Annotated in this window: 13 protein-coding genes; 8 read left to right on the top strand and 5 right to left on the bottom strand. The window is 66.9% G+C overall.

Annotated features, from left to right (window positions below):
* Window positions 1–10: 10 nt before the first annotated feature.
* The 3 genes from WKW80_RS09690 to WKW80_RS09680 form a co-directional block, all read right to left on the bottom strand.
* Window positions 11–1,564, bottom strand: coding sequence for a phage tail sheath family protein (locus WKW80_RS09690; RefSeq protein ID WP_340363357.1), 1,554 nt, complete (start codon window positions 1,562–1,564; stop codon window positions 11–13).
* 657 nt (window positions 1,565–2,221) lie between these two features.
* Window positions 2,222–2,587, bottom strand: a complete 366-nt coding sequence (locus WKW80_RS09685) for an FHA domain-containing protein (protein ID WP_340363356.1) — start codon at window positions 2,585–2,587, stop codon at window positions 2,222–2,224.
* Between the two features lie 170 nt (window positions 2,588–2,757).
* Window positions 2,758–3,564 carry a PPK2 family polyphosphate kinase gene (locus WKW80_RS09680; protein WP_340363355.1) on the bottom strand — a complete coding sequence of 269 codons (807 nt, stop codon included), beginning with the start codon at window positions 3,562–3,564 and terminating at the stop codon, window positions 2,758–2,760.
* Window positions 3,565–3,780: 216 nt separating this feature from the next.
* Between WKW80_RS09680 and WKW80_RS09675 the strand changes: the two genes are divergently transcribed.
* The 3 genes from WKW80_RS09675 (at window position 3,781) to WKW80_RS09665 (ending at window position 6,821) form a co-directional block, all read left to right on the top strand.
* Complete coding sequence (locus tag WKW80_RS09675) at window positions 3,781–4,854, top strand: NAD/NADP-dependent octopine/nopaline dehydrogenase family protein (protein ID WP_340363354.1); 1,074 nt, start codon at window positions 3,781–3,783, stop codon at window positions 4,852–4,854.
* Window positions 4,841–5,854: a 3-hydroxybutyryl-CoA dehydrogenase gene (locus WKW80_RS09670; RefSeq protein WP_340363353.1), complete on the top strand. Its 1,014-nt coding sequence runs from the start codon at window positions 4,841–4,843 to the stop codon at window positions 5,852–5,854. The genes WKW80_RS09675 and WKW80_RS09670 overlap by 14 nt, the downstream gene beginning before the upstream one ends.
* A 148-nt stretch (window positions 5,855–6,002) precedes the next feature.
* Complete coding sequence (locus WKW80_RS09665; protein ID WP_340363352.1) at window positions 6,003–6,821, top strand: alpha/beta fold hydrolase; 819 nt, start codon at window positions 6,003–6,005, stop codon at window positions 6,819–6,821.
* A 20-nt stretch (window positions 6,822–6,841) separates the two neighbouring features.
* Here the strand turns inward: WKW80_RS09665 and WKW80_RS09660 are convergent, their stop codons facing one another.
* Both WKW80_RS09660 and WKW80_RS09655 read right to left on the bottom strand, forming a co-directional pair.
* Window positions 6,842–7,003: a hypothetical protein gene (locus WKW80_RS09660; RefSeq protein WP_340363351.1), complete on the bottom strand. Its 162-nt coding sequence runs from the start codon at window positions 7,001–7,003 to the stop codon at window positions 6,842–6,844.
* A gap of 273 nt (window positions 7,004–7,276) precedes the next feature.
* Window positions 7,277–7,783 (bottom strand): MarR family winged helix-turn-helix transcriptional regulator, encoded by a 507-nt coding sequence (locus WKW80_RS09655; RefSeq protein ID WP_340363350.1) that lies wholly within the window; start codon window positions 7,781–7,783, stop codon window positions 7,277–7,279.
* Between the two features lie 101 nt (window positions 7,784–7,884).
* Here WKW80_RS09655 and WKW80_RS09650 point away from each other — a divergent pair, with 101 nt between their 5' ends.
* From WKW80_RS09650 to WKW80_RS09630, 5 genes are read left to right on the top strand one after another with little or no spacing between them, the layout of a single operon-like run.
* Window positions 7,885–10,068, top strand: coding sequence for a thiamine pyrophosphate-dependent enzyme (locus WKW80_RS09650; protein ID WP_340363349.1), 2,184 nt, complete (start codon window positions 7,885–7,887; stop codon window positions 10,066–10,068).
* A 5-nt stretch (window positions 10,069–10,073) separates the two neighbouring features.
* Window positions 10,074–11,579, top strand: coding sequence for an indolepyruvate oxidoreductase subunit beta family protein (locus WKW80_RS09645; RefSeq protein WP_340363348.1), 1,506 nt, complete (start codon window positions 10,074–10,076; stop codon window positions 11,577–11,579).
* 19 nt (window positions 11,580–11,598) lie between these two features.
* Entirely contained in the window at window positions 11,599–12,594 is a 996-nt protein-coding gene (locus WKW80_RS09640) for a PDR/VanB family oxidoreductase (RefSeq protein WP_340363347.1), read from the top strand.
* Between the two features lie 22 nt (window positions 12,595–12,616).
* Window positions 12,617–13,930, top strand: coding sequence for an aromatic ring-hydroxylating dioxygenase subunit alpha (locus WKW80_RS09635; RefSeq protein ID WP_340363346.1), 1,314 nt, complete (start codon window positions 12,617–12,619; stop codon window positions 13,928–13,930).
* Window positions 13,931–13,940: 10 nt separating this feature from the next.
* Entirely contained in the window at window positions 13,941–14,423 is a 483-nt protein-coding gene (locus tag WKW80_RS09630) for an aromatic-ring-hydroxylating dioxygenase subunit beta (RefSeq protein ID WP_340363345.1), read from the top strand.
* Window positions 14,424–14,429: the final 6 nt, after the last annotated feature.

Below are 14,429 nucleotides of genomic sequence, written 5' to 3'. Positions count from 1 at the left end.
GTTTCCTCCTTCAGGCGGCGATCTGGCCGGCCATTTGCTGCAGCCGCAGGACCACGAATTCGGCCGGCTTCAGGGGCGCGAACCCGACCAGCACGTTGACCACGCCAAGGTTGATGTCGTTCTGCGTCGTGGTCTCGCTGTCGCACTTCACGAAGTAGGCCGCCGCCGGCGTGCTGCCCTGGAACGCGCCCTGGCGGAACAGGCCCTGCATGAAGGCGCCGATGTTCAGGCGCAGTTGCGACCACAGCGGTTCGTCGTTCGGCTCGAACACCGCCCACTGCATGCCCTGGTAGAGGCTTTCCTCGATGAACAGCGCGAGCCGGCGCACCGGCAGGTACTTGTATTCGTCGGCCATCAGGTCGGCGCCGCGCATCGTGCGCGCACCCCAGACGACGCGGCCCGTGACCGGGAATGCGCGCAGGCAATTGATGCCCAGCGGATTGAGCACGCCGTTGTCGCCGTCGGTGAGGTTGACCTGCAGGCCCTGCACGCCGTTGAGCGCCGCGTCCAGGCCCGCGGGCGCCTTCCAGACGCCGCGCGTGCTGTCGGTGCGGGCGATGATCCCCGCCACCACGCCGCATGGCGCGAACACGTCGAGCTGACCATTCAACTGCGCATCGGACTTGATGACGCGCGGGAAGAACAGCGCCGCATTGCGCGCGGCTTCGCCCGTCAGTCCGAGGCTCGCCACGCCCGTTGTCGCATCCGATGCCGCCGCGGCTGCCGTTTCCTTGATCAGGCCCCATGCCACGGGCGGATCGACCAGCAGCACCGCGCGCCGCGTTGCGCAGTACGCCATCGCGGCCTGGTACACGGGTGAAGACGTGTCGCCGCCGCGCTCGTCCGGCGGGATGCACAGCAGGTTGAACAGGCTCGCTTTTTCGAGCGCATGCAAGCCGGTCTTCAGCGCCGCGGAGCCGACGTAGTCGCTGTCGGCGAGATTCGCGCTGTCCACGCCACCGCTGAAGGCCGCGCTCCCCGCCGTCGGCCGGGCCGCCGGCGCCACCCAGTTGCCGCTGGCGTCCTTCGGCAGCGTGGCCAGCAGCGAGCCGCTGTCGAGCACGCGTGCGACGAAGCGCGCACTGCTCGCGCTCGACGACACGTTGAGGAACTTCTCGGTCGCGCCGCCGGCCTGCACGATCGTCAGGTTGAACAGCGAGGTGTCGCTCGGCGTGCCGGTCGCGTTGTCCGATGTGACCGTGAGCGAATTGGCCCAGGTGCCCGGGCTCCTGGCGAGCAGCCTGAGCGCCTCGTTGTTGGCGCCGCCCGTGGGCAACTGGGCGCTGGCCGCGACCGCGCCGGACTCCAGCCGCACGATGATCGCCTGGCTGCCGCCGTTGAGATAGAAGTCCTGTACCGCGTAGCTCAGCGGGTAGTCGAACTGGACCCCGCCGAACAGCCGTTCGAAATCCCCGAAGCTCGTGATCAGCGCGGGCTCGCTGACGATGCCCTGCGAGGTGCGGCCAACGAACGCGGTGATCGACGTGGCGACGCCCGTGATCGTTCGGACCCCGCTCGCAACCTCTTCGATGTAGACACCTGGAGACAGCAATGCTGATGGCATGGTGAACTTCCTCCGGCAGATGACGAACAGCCCATCGCGACATTGCGACGGCTTGAATCGGGACGGGAATCGCGCACCGCGGCGTGAGGGTTCGCCGGGTTTCCATTGCAGCAGTTCGCCGGAGCTGCAGAGCATGCGCTCTTGCCGCCACAGGCCTTGAGTGGGCTCGCAATGTGCCAGCCAAAACGCACTCGGGGCGCCGAGCGTAGGACGATCAAAGGCGGGGCGCAAGGCTCTATAACTTCTGGCCGGTGCGTGGGCCGCGCAAGGCAGGAGCGCCTTGGCGGCGGCCGCGAAGCAGGGGCCGGACCACCTTGGTGCCAGTGATCGAGCGGCCATGTGATCGATCACGAAACGCGTCGCAAGCAGATCCAGCTGGAGGGTAGATTGGCATTACCGGAATCAGAACAATCGAGAGGCGCCCCGCCTTCATTCGCTGTCTATTGGAAGGGGGGTGAAAAATCCCAGCGACCCTCGGCAGCGGCGCCAGCGTCTGACGTCGTGGCTGACAGGCGCGCTGTCGATTTTTAGCGCTCCATCGGATTCCGAGGCGAGGTTGCCACAGCCGAAGCGCTATTGCGGTCGGCCTTTCCTCGAGAGCTGGAAAGACGCCTCGTGTCGGCCTTTGCGACGAAGGGCGTATCAGCGCGGTCTCGGCTAATGCAGCTTGCCCAGGTCCGTCAGCCCACCGGGTATCGACATGAGCCGCAGTGCTTCGGCTGGCGTCACTGTCTGTTCTCCGGCAAGGAAGCGAAGCGGGCAGTCGCCGACGTGGATGGTGTCGCCGTTCGAAAGGGCCCGCGACTCCACGCGTTGGCCGTTCACGAAGGTGCCGTTGCTGCTCTTCAGGTCGCGGATCCAGACGCGGCCGTTTTCGATGGTCAAGATCGCGTGGAAGCGGCTGACGCGCTCTGAATCGACGACGACGTCGTTGCTGTTGGCCCGCCCTATCTTGGTGTTGGTCGCCTCCACCGGAATCAGCTTGGTCTTGCCCGGATGGGGCATCACGATGAGCTTGGGCATCCGATTTGTCCTTGGTCTTGCGCCGGGCTGCGCGGAGTGTGTGGTGGTATCGGGCTGTAAGCCGTTGTCCTACACGGTACGAACCGCAATATGACTCGCAACTGACCGTTTGTACAGACGTTCATGTGTCGACCGGCATCATTTCGGATGCCGCGGGGCCGGTGCACGGGTCATTCGACGATCAACCCTTTGAGCCCCGGGTCGGCCGGTGGCTCCTTCAGCTTCATGTCCTGCAGCGTCTTGATCAGCAGGCGCGCGACCATCAGGTTGCGGTGCGTCTTGCTGTCGGACGGAATCACGTACCAGGGCGCATGCCGGGTCGATGTCGCGCCGAGCGCTTTTTCATAGGCGTTCTGGTAGTCGTCCCATTTCTTGCGCGCATCGAGGTCGCCGAGGGCGAATTTCCAGTGCTTCCCTGGCGTGTCGATGCGTTCCTGCAAGCGTGCGCGCTGGACATCCTTGCTGATGTGCAGCATGCACTTGACGATCACGGTGCCGGTTTCGCTGAGCAGCCGCTCGAAGTCGTTGATCTGGGCGTAGCGGCGCTGCAGTTCCTTCTTGTCGATCCAGCCTTCGACGGCCGTCACCAGCACGTCTTCGTAGTGACTGCGGTTCCACACCATGATTTCGCCCGAGCGCGGCACGACGGCATGGCAGCGCCACAGGTAGTCGTGCGCCAGTTCGTCGAGGGAGGGCGCCTTGAAGGCAGCCACGCGCACGCCCAGGGGCGAGGTGCGCGAGAACACCCAGCGGATGGTGCCGTCCTTGCCGCTGGTGTCCATGCCCTGCAGCACCAGCAGCAGCTTGCGGCTGCCTTCCGCATGAAGCAGGTTCTGCAACACGTCGAGCTGGAGCGCCAGCGCGTCGAGTTGCGCGAGTTGTTCGCTGCGGGAGCCTTCCTTGAAGGGCGTTGCGCCCGGCTTGATGTCCGCGAGCCGGAACGACCCGCCGGCGCGGTACTTGTTGAAGCTGGCCATGCGCAATCCCCTTGGTTGTGCAAAGCCGCAGGGTACGCGACGCGCGGCACCGGCGCATAGCCTTCGGGCCTTTCAATTCGAACGCCGAATGCGGGCTGAAACTGATTGACATCTAAACATGTGAAAAGTAATGTACCTAGGCCCGACGCGGAAGCAGTGTGTTGGCACACGGCCGTCGGTAAATCATCAATCTCGAATCCTGTGGGGTGTCGCTTCATGAAAATTGCAATCCTGGGCGGAGGCCACGGCTGCTACGCCGCCGCTGCCGACCTTTCCGAAGCCGGTCATGAGGTTCGCCTCTGGCGCCGCGATGCGGCAGCGCTGGGGGCCGTCATCGCGGCAGGGTCGATCCACCTCAAGGACGCGCAGGGCGCGCGCGACGTCCAGATCGCGAAGGCCACGGCCGACATCGGCGACGCCATGCGCGGCGCCCAGCTCGTCCTGATTCCCTCGCCGGCCATTGCCCAGGCCGATATCGCGCGCGCCATGGCGCCGCACCTGGCCGACGGACAGGTGGTGTTCCTGCCGCCGGGCACCTTCGGCAGCTACGTCATGGCGCAGATCGCCCGCGAGGCCGGCAGCAAGGCTGACGTGGCCTGGGCCGAGACCGGCACGCTGCCTTACCTGGCGCGCAAGCACGGGGAGCGCGAGGTCAACGTGACGATCCGCGCGATCCATCTGCCCACCGGCGTGTACCCGGCGCGCAAGGAGAAGGAAGCGATCGAGGTGATCCGCCAGGCCTATCCCAGCGTGCATGGCTGCGGCGATGCGCTGTCTGGCGCGCTGATGAACGCGGGGCCGGTGATCCATCCGCCGCTGATGGTGATGAACGCCGCGCCGCTGCAGCACTTCGAGCGCTGGGACATCCACAACGAAGGCACGCAGAAGGCCGTGCGCGCCGTGACCGACCAGCTCGACAACGAACGCATCGCCGTACGCGAGGCCTTCGGCCATGCGGGGCCGCACTATCCGCTGTCCGATCACTACAACAATGACAAGTGGATGTACGGCGATGCGCACAAGCAGCTGGTCAAGTCGGGCGATTGGCGCGAGAACATCGACCTGTATGGCCACCGCTATATCACCGAGGACACCGAGCTGGGCCTGGCCTTCCTGGCCTCGGCAGCGCGCCATGCCGGCGTGGACGCGCCGATCGCGCATGGCCTGCTGGCCATCGTGGGTGGCTTCCTCGGACGCGACCTGCGCAAGGGGCCGCGCACTTTCGACGCGCTGGGCCTCAATGGCCTGAGCCGCGATGCGCTGAAAGAACGGCTCCATGACGGCGCGTGATCCGGTGAACGCATCGCTGCCGCGCGTGGCGGCGGTCGGCGCGGGGCGCATGGGGCGCGGCATCGCGATCGCCTTTGCGTATGCGGGTCATCGCGCGTCGCTGGTCGACCTGCGCGAGCGCAGCGACGAGGCCTGGCGAAAGCTGCACGGCGAAGTGATCGCAGAGGTCGAATCGAGCCTCGCCGGACTTGCGTCGCTGGGCGTGATGCCGCTCGAATTGGTGCCGGAGATCGTGGCGCGCATCGACGTCGTGCGGGCCGCCGACGCGCCGCGCGCACTGGCCGCCGCGGAACTCGTGTTCGAAGGCGTGCCCGAAACCCTGCAAGCCAAGCGCGAGGCCTTCGCGCAGATCAACGCGCATTGCCGGGACGACGCCATCCTCACATCGACCACGAGCAGCATCCTGGTCACGCAGATCGCGGAGTTCGTGAAGCGGCCGGAGCGCTTCCTCAACATCCACTGGCTCAACCCGGCGTACGTGATCCCGGTGGTGGAGCTGAGCTATCACGCCGGCACCGACCCGGCCGTGCTGGCGCGCGCCAAGGCGCTGATGGAAGCGATCGGAAAGTTGCCGGTGGTGTGCGGGCCGACGCCGGGCTACATCGTGCCGCGGCTGCAGGCGCTCATCATGAACGAGGCGGCTCGCATGATCGAGGAGGGCGCGGCCACCGCCGAGGAAATCGACAAGGCGACGCGCTACGGGCTGGGCCTGCGCTTCGCGGCGCTCGGCGTGGTGGAGTTCATCGACTTCGGCGGCAGCGACATCCTGCATCACGCGAGTCGCGAGATGTCGGCGTCCATCGACGCGAACCGCTACAAGGCGCCGGCGATCCTCGACAAGATGATGGGCGAAGGGCGCCTGGGCCTGAAGTCCGGCAGCGGCTTCTACGACTACGCCGGCCGCGACGTGGCTGCCTACCGCAGCGACGTGCTGCTGCGCACGCTCGGCATGTTGAAGCACGCCGGCCTTTGGCAGCCGCCCGCGGCGGCTACGCGGTGACATGGAACGCCCCCGAAGCGCCTGCGGCGGCTCCCCCTCGAGGGGGCGCACCCGGCGGCCCGGCAAAGCCGGTTCCGCGGTATCCCCGGCATTTGACGGCGCCGTTTCCAGGCGTCGCGGGTCACGCGGTAGCGTGGTGGAAAACTGAATGAAGGACTTGAACGCGTCGGTCATTTGCCGTGCGTTCGCGGAGCTTTCCGTCGGGCAGGTTCATTACGCGTGCGCAGGAGAGGCGAGCGCGCCGGCTGTGCTCTTCCTGCACCAGACGCCGCGCAGCTGGGCCGAGTACCGCGCGGTGCTTCCGCTGGTCGGCCAGCGCTACCACGCGATTGCAATGGACACGGTGGGCTTCGGTGATTCGGCGCCTGCGCCGTGGGCGCCGACCATCGAGCATTGGGCCGCCATTGCGGCGGAGCTTCTGGATTCGCTGGGCATTGCGAAGGCGCACGTGGTGGGGCATCACACCGGTGGCGTGATTGCCGTCGAATTGGCCGCGACCTTCCCGGAGCGCGTGAGTTCGCTTGTGCTGTCTTCCACGCCCTTCACCGGCGAAGCCTTCCGGGCCGCGCGTGCCGCAAGCAAGCCCATCGACGCGGTCGAGCGCAGCGGCGACGGCGCGCACCTGCTGCAGATGTGGCGCAACAGGCAGGCTTTCTATCCGCCGGAGCGGCCCGACTTGCTGGAGGCGTTCGTCCTCGACGCGCTCAAGGTCTCGGGCGACCTCGAAGGCGGCCATCGCGCCGTGGCGTCCTATCGGATGGAAGAGCGCATCGGTCGCGTCACGCAGCCAGTGTTGTTGCTGCGCGCACCAGACGATCCCTATGCGTCCTCACATGCCGCCGAGCTGGGCGAGCACCTGCACGACGCGCGCATCGTCGACATCGCGGGCGGCATGGTGCCGTTGCCCGACCAGTTGCCTGAAGCCTTCGCCGCGGCGGTGCTCGACTTTCTCGACTCGCTGCGCTGAGGTTCGGCGTTGACGCCTGATCATTCAATCGTGCCGTCGAAGCCCGCTTTGCGCAGATGGCGCCTCATCTGCGAGACCCGCCAGCGCTGCCAAAGCGAATGAGCCACCCGCTTGCGCAGGCTCGTCGGCTTCGCGCGTGGCTCTTCCTCGTCTTCACCTCGATCGGGGGTGCCGACCCGCATGACCCCAGTGTTCTGGTCGTGTAGGAAATTGACGCCCCGCCCAGTGATCTCGATGACTTTGCCGGTCCCGTCGTCCTGCAGCCAGCGGGCGCTGCTCTTTCGCTAGAAAGCGTCATGAACGTGTGACGCGATCAGCGTTCCGCGCAGTGCCATCCAGAAACGGCGTGGGTCGCACCGATGAGGCAAGCGGCCAATTTCCCCCGACCAAGCCCTGGAGGTTTGCCAGCAGCCTCGAATGGCGGTAGTTGCTGCAGCCGAGACGGAGGTGCGGCCCTACACGTCGTCCTCATCCACGTCGTCCGCCGGATCCGCGTGCAGCGCGATCATCTGCCGCAGCGTGTTCTTCAGCGCTTCGGCGCTCTGCAATCCAAAGGGCTCCAGCACGCGGTGTTCGTGCTCGCGGGCCAATTCCATCAGGTTTGTCACCGTGCGCTCGCCGGCGTCGGTGATGCGCACCAGCGTGATGCGCCGATCACTGTCATGGGGCAGGCGCTCCACATGGCCCTTGGCCGTCATGCGGTCGAGCATGCGCGTGACGGTCGGCTGCTTCATCACGGCGATCTGCGCGAGTCGGCCGATGCTGATGGCGTGGCCGCCCGCCAGCGTGGCCATCACGCGCCACTCCGACACCGAAAAACCGTGCTGCCGCGCGACCTTATGGAACTCCGACGAGATCAGGTGGCTGGCCTGCGCGAGCAGCGCCGGCAGGTAGTCATCGACGAAATGCCGCGGCTCGGGCAGCGGCGCAGCAGTTTTGTAACGCTGGCTTTTGGATGGCACGGTGCTTGCTCGTGTAGGGTTATTCATGATTGTGAATACATTCAGATCTAAAGAATATACGCACATCGGGCCCCCACGTCCGAGGGTTTTCTAGGAGCACCATGGCTGAGCGGTCTTTTGTCGAAGAAGTGAAGAAGCTGCGGCTCGGCGCTGGAGATATTTTCAGTGGCGAGGGCATTCTGGCCGTGACCAAGGGCTTGCTGGAAGCAGGCGTGGCCTACGTCGCCGGCTACCAGGGCGCGCCGATCTCGCACCTGATGGACGTGCTGGCCGACGCGCAGGACATCCTGGCCGAGCAGGGCATCCGCTTCGAGAACAGCGCGAGCGAGGCGACGGCCGCGGCCACGCTGGCGGCATCGGTCAACTACCCGCTGCGCGGCGCGGTGACGTTCAAGGCGACGGTGGGCACCAACGTGGCCTCCGACGCGCTGGCCAACCTGGCTTCGGGCGGCGTGACCGGCGGCGCGCTCATCATCGTCGGCGAGGACTACGGCGAAGGCTCCTCGATCATGCAGGAGCGCAGCCACGCCTTCGCGATGAAGTCGCAGATCTGGCTGCTCGACCCGCGGCCGAACCTGCCGTCCATCGTCGATGCGGTGAAGCAGGGCTTCGATCTTTCCGAGGCGAGCAACACGCCGGTGATGCTGCAGTTGCGCATCCGCGCCTGCCACGTGCACGGGCAGTTCGTGGCGTCCGACAACCGGCCGCCGAAGTTCACGCTGAAGGACGCCATGGAGTCGCCGCAGCGCGACGTGAGCCGCATCGTGCTGCCGCCCGCGAGCTTCGTGCACGAGCAGGAAAAGGTGCGCGACCGCTGGCCCGCGGCCGTGCGCTTCATCGAGGAGCGGCGGCTCAACGAGTTCTTCGCCGAGGATGCGGACGACATCGGCGTGATCGTGCAGGGCGGCAGCTACAACACGCTGGTGCGTGCGCTCGAGCGACTCGGGCTGGCCGACGTGTACGGCAACTCGAAGGTGCCGCTCTACGTGATGAACGTGGCCTACCCGGTCATCGACAGCGAGGTGCTGCGCTTCTGCAAGGGCAAGCGCGCGGTGCTGCTGGTCGAGGAGGGGCAGCCGAACTTCATCGAGCAGAACCTGGCTGCCATCCTGCGGCAGGCCGGTGTCGACGCGGCGCTCCACGGCAAGGACATGCTGCCGATGGCGGGCGAGTACACGGCGGCCGTGCTGCTCCAGGGCGCGCGTACGTTCTTCGAGCGCTACGGCCGGCTGGCGCCGCTGCCGGTGCCCGCGCCGGTGCGCAAGATCATCCCGCTGATCGAAGTCGCGAACATCGGCGTCGATGCGGCACCGGAACCGTCGCGCCCGCTCGAGGAAAGCGTGCATGCGCGGCCGCCGGGCTTTTGCACAGGCTGCCCGGAGCGGCCGATCTTCAGCGCGATCAAGCTGGTCGAGCGCGAACTGGGGCCGCATCACATCAGCGCCGACATCGGCTGTCACCTGTTCTCGATCCTGCCGCCGTTCCACCTCGGCAACACCACGATGGGCTACGGCCTCGGCGCGGCCGGCGCGGCGGCGCTCAACGTTCAGGCGGGCAAGCGGGCCATCTCGATGATGGGCGACGGCGGCTTCTGGCACAACGGCCTGACCAGCGGCATCGCCAACGCGGTGTTCAACCGCAGCGACAACCTGACCATCGTCGTCGACAACAACTACACCTCGGCCACCGGCGGGCAGGACATCCTTTCGTCGACCGCGCTGAATCCCACGCGCAGCACCGGCCACGCGATCGAGCGCGCCGTGCGAGGCGTCGGCGTCGAATGGGTCAGGACGATCCGCCGCACCTACGACGTCGCCGGCATGCGCGATGCGCTGCGCGACGCGCTGACGACGAAGCAGAAGGGCCCGAAGGTGCTGATCGCGCAGTCGGAATGCATGCTCAACAAGCAGCGCCGCGAGAAGCCGCTGGTGCGCAAGGCCGTGGCCGAGGGCAAGCGCGTCGTGCGCGAGAAGTTCGGTGTCGATGCGGACACCTGCACCGGCGACCACTCGTGCATCCGGCTGTCCGGCTGCCCGTCGCTGTCGATCAAGCCCAATCCCGATCCGCTGCGCACCGACCCGGTCGCGACCGTGCTAGACAGCTGTGTCGGCTGCGGCAACTGCGGCGACGTCTCGCATGCGGCGGTGCTGTGCCCCTCTTTCTACAAGGCGCAGGTCGTGAGCAACCCGAGCGGCTGGGACCGGCTGCGCGAGCGCGTTCGCGCCGCCGTCATCGGCTGGCTGCAACGCGGCGATGCGAAGCGGCGCGAGCGCTACGCCTTCTGACGAACATGAACCCCACACAACCCATCAAGATCGCGATCCTCGCCATGGGCGGCGAGGGCGGCGGCGTGCTGGCCGACTGGATCGTCGACCTCGGCGAGCACAACGGCTACATCGCGCAGACCACCTCGGTGCCCGGCGTGGCGCAGCGCACCGGCGCGACCATCTACTACGTCGAGCTGTACCCCGAGGCCCGCGCCAATGCCGACGGCGGCCGGCCGGTGCTGGCGCTGATGCCGCTGCCGGGCGATGTCGACGTGGTGCTGGCGTCGGAGCTGATGGAAGCGGGTCGCGCCGTGCAGCGCGGGCTGGTGACGCAAGACCGCACCACGCTCGTCGCCTCCACGCACCGCGTGTATTCGATTGCCGAGAAGTCGGCGATGGGCGACGGCCGGGTCGACAGCACGCAGCTCGTCGAGCACGCGCGGAAGGCGGCCAAGCACTTCATCCGGTTCGACATGGCGCAGGCGGCGGAGCAGTCGGGCAGCGTGATCAGCGCCGTGCTCTTCGGCGCGCTGGCCGGTGCCGGCGTGCTGCCCTTCAGCCGCGCGCAGTTCGAGGCGACGGTGGAGCGCGGCGGCGTCGGCGTCAAGCCGAGCCTGAAGGCGTTCGGCGGAGCCTTCGAACGCGTCCAGTCGGGCTCCGAGCAGGACGCGCCGCCGACGCCGCTGCCGGCACGTGCGGCGCCGGCGCCCCGGCATCCGCAAGTGCGCGCGCTTGTCGAGCGCGTGCAGCGCGACTTCCCCGCGTCGTCCCAAGCGATCCTGCTCGAAGGCGTGCGCCGCCTCATCGACTACCAGGACACGGCCTATGCCGGCACCTTCCTCGACCGCATGCGCGAGATCCATGCGCTTCGGGTGGACGACGGCGGCCGGCTCGCCCAAAACACCGCCCGGCACCTGGCGCTGTGGATGTCGTACGAGGACACCGCTCGCGTAGCTGCGCTGAAGACGCGCACCACCCGCTTCGACCGCGTGCGCGACGAGGCCGGCGTGCAGTCGGGCCAGGTCATGGCCATCAACGAATACATGCATCCGCGCCTGCAGGAAATCTGCGAGACGCTACCGGGCGCACTGGGCCGCTGGCTGACGAACTCGGGTGCGCCGCGGCGCCTCGTCGAACGCTTCACGCGCAAGGGCCGCGTGGTCCAGACCAGCTCGATCCACGGCTTCCTTCTGCTGCGCGGCGTGGCGGCGGCCGCGCGCTGGCGCCGATCCACGACGCGCTTCGCGGAAGAGAACCAGCTCATCGAGCACTGGCTCGAACGCATCGCGCAAACGGCGGCGATCAACCCGGCGCTGGCGCTGGAAGTCGCCGAATGCCAGCGCCTCGTCAAGGGCTACAGCGACACGCATGAACGCGGCCTGCGCAACTACGGGCTGGTCATGGGCGCGGCGCAGCGGGCCGGCAGCGCAATGGCGCCCGCCACCTTGCGCGAGCTTCGCGACGCTGCGCTCGCCGACGAGCATGGCCACAAGCTGCGCGACATGCTGGCCCGCTACGCGCTCGCCTGATACACGAGAGAAGACACCAATGTCACACGAACAACTTCCCACACTTGCAGTGCGTGTCGTGGAGGCGCGCCAGCTCAATCCGCTGATCCGCATGTTCCGGCTGCGCGCCGATGACGGCTCGGTGCTGCCGGGCTTCACCGCCGGCGCGCACATCCGCGTGAAGGTCGTGCTGCCCGACGGCAAGGAAGACTGGCGCCACTATTCGCTGGTCAGCCCCGAAGCGAAGCAGGGCGTGAACGACGCGCCGACCGAATACGTGATCGCCGTGCGCATCGAGGATGAAGGCCGTGGCGGCTCGCGCTTCATGCACCAGGGCCTGAAGGAGGGCGATGCGCTGACGATCGAAGCGCCGAAGAACGATTTCCCCTTGCACGAAGGCGCGGCGCGGGCGGTGCTGATTGCCGGCGGCATCGGCATCACGCCGCTCATCAGCATGGCGGCGCGGCGCAAGGCCGAGGGCGCCGCGGTGCGCATGCACTATGCCGGCCGCAGCCGCGACCTCATGGCATTCCTGCCGGAACTGCAGACGCTGCTTGCGGATGACCTGGTCGTGCATGCCGACGTCGAGGCCGGTGCGCCGCTGGACATCGAGGCGCTGCTGGACGCCTGCGAAGCGCAAGACCAGCTGTACGTGTGCGGCCCCAAGGTCATGCTCGATGCCGTGCTGGCGGCCACGCAGAGGCGTGGCTGGACGCACGACCGCGTGCATTTCGAGCTGTTCACCACGCCGGCCGTGGAAGAGGGCGACCATCCCTTCGAGGTGGTGCTGGCGCAGTCGGGCAAGAGCTTCACCGTGCCGGCCGACCAGACCATCCTCGACTGCCTGATCGAGCACGGCTGCGACCCGATGTACGACTGCAAGCGCGGCGAATGCGGCGTCTGCGCGACGCCGGTGATGGAAGGCGAGATCGATCACCGCGACTACGTGCTGATGGCCAGCGAGAAGGCAGCCGGCAACGTGATCCAGATCTGCATCTCGCGTGCCAAGGGCGCGCGGCTGGTCCTGGACATCTAGACACAGAAGGAGGCAACACCACATGACAAGCTACCGCGGCAACCCCGAAGCGATTCGCGCGCTGGTGCAGCCCGACCGCGTGCACCGCGACCTCTACATCAACCAGGAACTGTTCGACCTGGAGCAGGAACATTTCTTCGCGAACACCTGGAACTACGTCGGCCACGACAGCCAGTTGCCCAAGCCCGGCGACTACATCAGCAACGAGATCGCCGGCCGTCCGCTGATCGTGGTGCGCCACACCGATGGCTCGGTGCGCGTGATGATGAACCGCTGCGCGCACAAGGGCTCGCGGCTGGTGAGCGCGCCTTGCGGCAACACCGGCAAGTTCTTCCGCTGCCCCTACCACGCATGGACCTTCAAGACCGACGGCTCGCTGCTGTCGATCCCTCTGAAGAATGGCTACGAAGGCACGAAGCTGACCGAGTGCGAATCGGCCAAGGGCCTGACGCAGGTGAAGAACGTGCGTCTCTACCGCGGCTTCATCTTCGTCAAGCTCAACGACGTGGGGCCCGACTTCGAGGAGTTCTTCGGCGAGTCGCTGAGCTCCATCGACAACATGGCCGACCGCTCGCCCGAGGGGCAGCTCGAGATCGCCGGTGGCTGCCTGCGCTTCATGCACCAGTGCAACTGGAAGATGTTCATCGAGAACCTCAACGACACCATGCACCCGATGGTGGCGCACGAGTCCTCGGCCGGCACCGCCAAGACCATGTGGGCCGACAAGCCGGGCGATGCGCCCAAGCCCATGGCCATCGAGCAGTTCGTGCCCTTCATGTCGGACTACAAGTTCTTCGAGGACATGGGCGTGCGCGTGTTCGACAACGGCCACAGCTTCTCGGGCGTGCACTACAGCATCCACAGCAAGTACTCGGCAATTCCGGAGTACGAAGCGGCCATGCAGGCGGCCTACGGCCCCGAGCGCACGCAGCAGATCCTGGGCCTCGCGCGCCACAACACGGTGTACTACCCGAACCTCACGATCAAGGGCGCGATCCAGTCGATCCGCGTGATCCGGCCGATCGCGGTCGACAAGACGCTGGTCGAGAGCTGGACCTTCCGGCTGAAGGGCGCGCCGCCGGAGCTGCTGCATCGCACGACGATGTACAACCGGCTGATCAATTCGCCCTTCTCGGTGGTCGGCCATGACGACCTGCAGGCCTATCGCGGCATCCAGGCCGGCCTGCACGCGAGCGGCAACGAGTGGGTCAGCCTGCATCGCAACTTCGATGCGGCGGAGATCGGGCAGAAGGACGTCACCACCATCGGCACCAGCGAGATCTCGATGCGCAACCAGTACCGCGCATGGGAACGCCACATGACCGCGACGATGTGAGGCGCATGCGATGACCACCATCACCCGCCAGGACCTCATCGACTTCGTCGTGCACGAATGCCGCCTGCTCGACGCCAAGCGCTACGAGGAGTGGAACGCGCTCTTCACCGACGACGCCTTCTACTGGCTGCCGCTCGTGCCCGAGCAGGAAGACGGCATCCAGCACACCTCGCACATGTTCGAGGACAAGCTGCTGCGCGAGCTGCGCATCGAGCGCCTGAAAAGCCCGCGCGCCTTCTCGCAGCAGCCGCCGAGCCGCTGCCATCACCTGCTCCAGACGCCGACGGTCGAATCCTTCGACGAGGCGGCCAACCAGTTCGTCGTGCGCACCGAGTTCCACTACACCGAGTCTCAAGGCGACGAGCTTCAGTTCTACGTGGGCACCTTCTTCCATCACCTCACGGTGAGCGGCGGCGCGCTGCGAATGACGCTCAAGCGCGTGAACCTTCTCAACTGCGACGCGGCCCTGCCGGCGGTGCAGTTGTTCATCTGATCGAAG

The organism is Variovorax humicola (assembly GCF_037889915.1).
GTDB lineage: Bacteria > Pseudomonadota > Gammaproteobacteria > Burkholderiales > Burkholderiaceae_C > Variovorax > Variovorax humicola.
This window is presented reverse-complemented; position numbering and strand designations above follow the sequence as displayed.

Coding starts and splice junctions, on each gene's coding strand:
- WKW80_RS09690 (WP_340363357.1), bottom strand. CDS start 1,564: ATGCCATCAGCATTGCTGTCTCCAGGTGTCTACATCGAAGAGGTTGCG.
- WKW80_RS09685 (WP_340363356.1), bottom strand. CDS start 2,587: ATGCCCAAGCTCATCGTGATGCCCCATCCGGGCAAGACCAAGCTGATT.
- WKW80_RS09680 (WP_340363355.1), bottom strand. CDS start 3,564: ATGGCCAGCTTCAACAAGTACCGCGCCGGCGGGTCGTTCCGGCTCGCG.
- WKW80_RS09675 (WP_340363354.1), top strand. CDS start 3,781: ATGAAAATTGCAATCCTGGGCGGAGGCCACGGCTGCTACGCCGCCGCT.
- WKW80_RS09670 (WP_340363353.1), top strand. CDS start 4,841: ATGACGGCGCGTGATCCGGTGAACGCATCGCTGCCGCGCGTGGCGGCG.
- WKW80_RS09665 (WP_340363352.1), top strand. CDS start 6,003: ATGAAGGACTTGAACGCGTCGGTCATTTGCCGTGCGTTCGCGGAGCTT.
- WKW80_RS09660 (WP_340363351.1), bottom strand. CDS start 7,003: ATGCGGGTCGGCACCCCCGATCGAGGTGAAGACGAGGAAGAGCCACGC.
- WKW80_RS09650 (WP_340363349.1), top strand. CDS start 7,885: ATGGCTGAGCGGTCTTTTGTCGAAGAAGTGAAGAAGCTGCGGCTCGGC.
- WKW80_RS09645 (WP_340363348.1), top strand. CDS start 10,074: ATGAACCCCACACAACCCATCAAGATCGCGATCCTCGCCATGGGCGGC.
- WKW80_RS09640 (WP_340363347.1), top strand. CDS start 11,599: ATGTCACACGAACAACTTCCCACACTTGCAGTGCGTGTCGTGGAGGCG.
- WKW80_RS09635 (WP_340363346.1), top strand. CDS start 12,617: ATGACAAGCTACCGCGGCAACCCCGAAGCGATTCGCGCGCTGGTGCAG.
- WKW80_RS09630 (WP_340363345.1), top strand. CDS start 13,941: ATGACCACCATCACCCGCCAGGACCTCATCGACTTCGTCGTGCACGAA.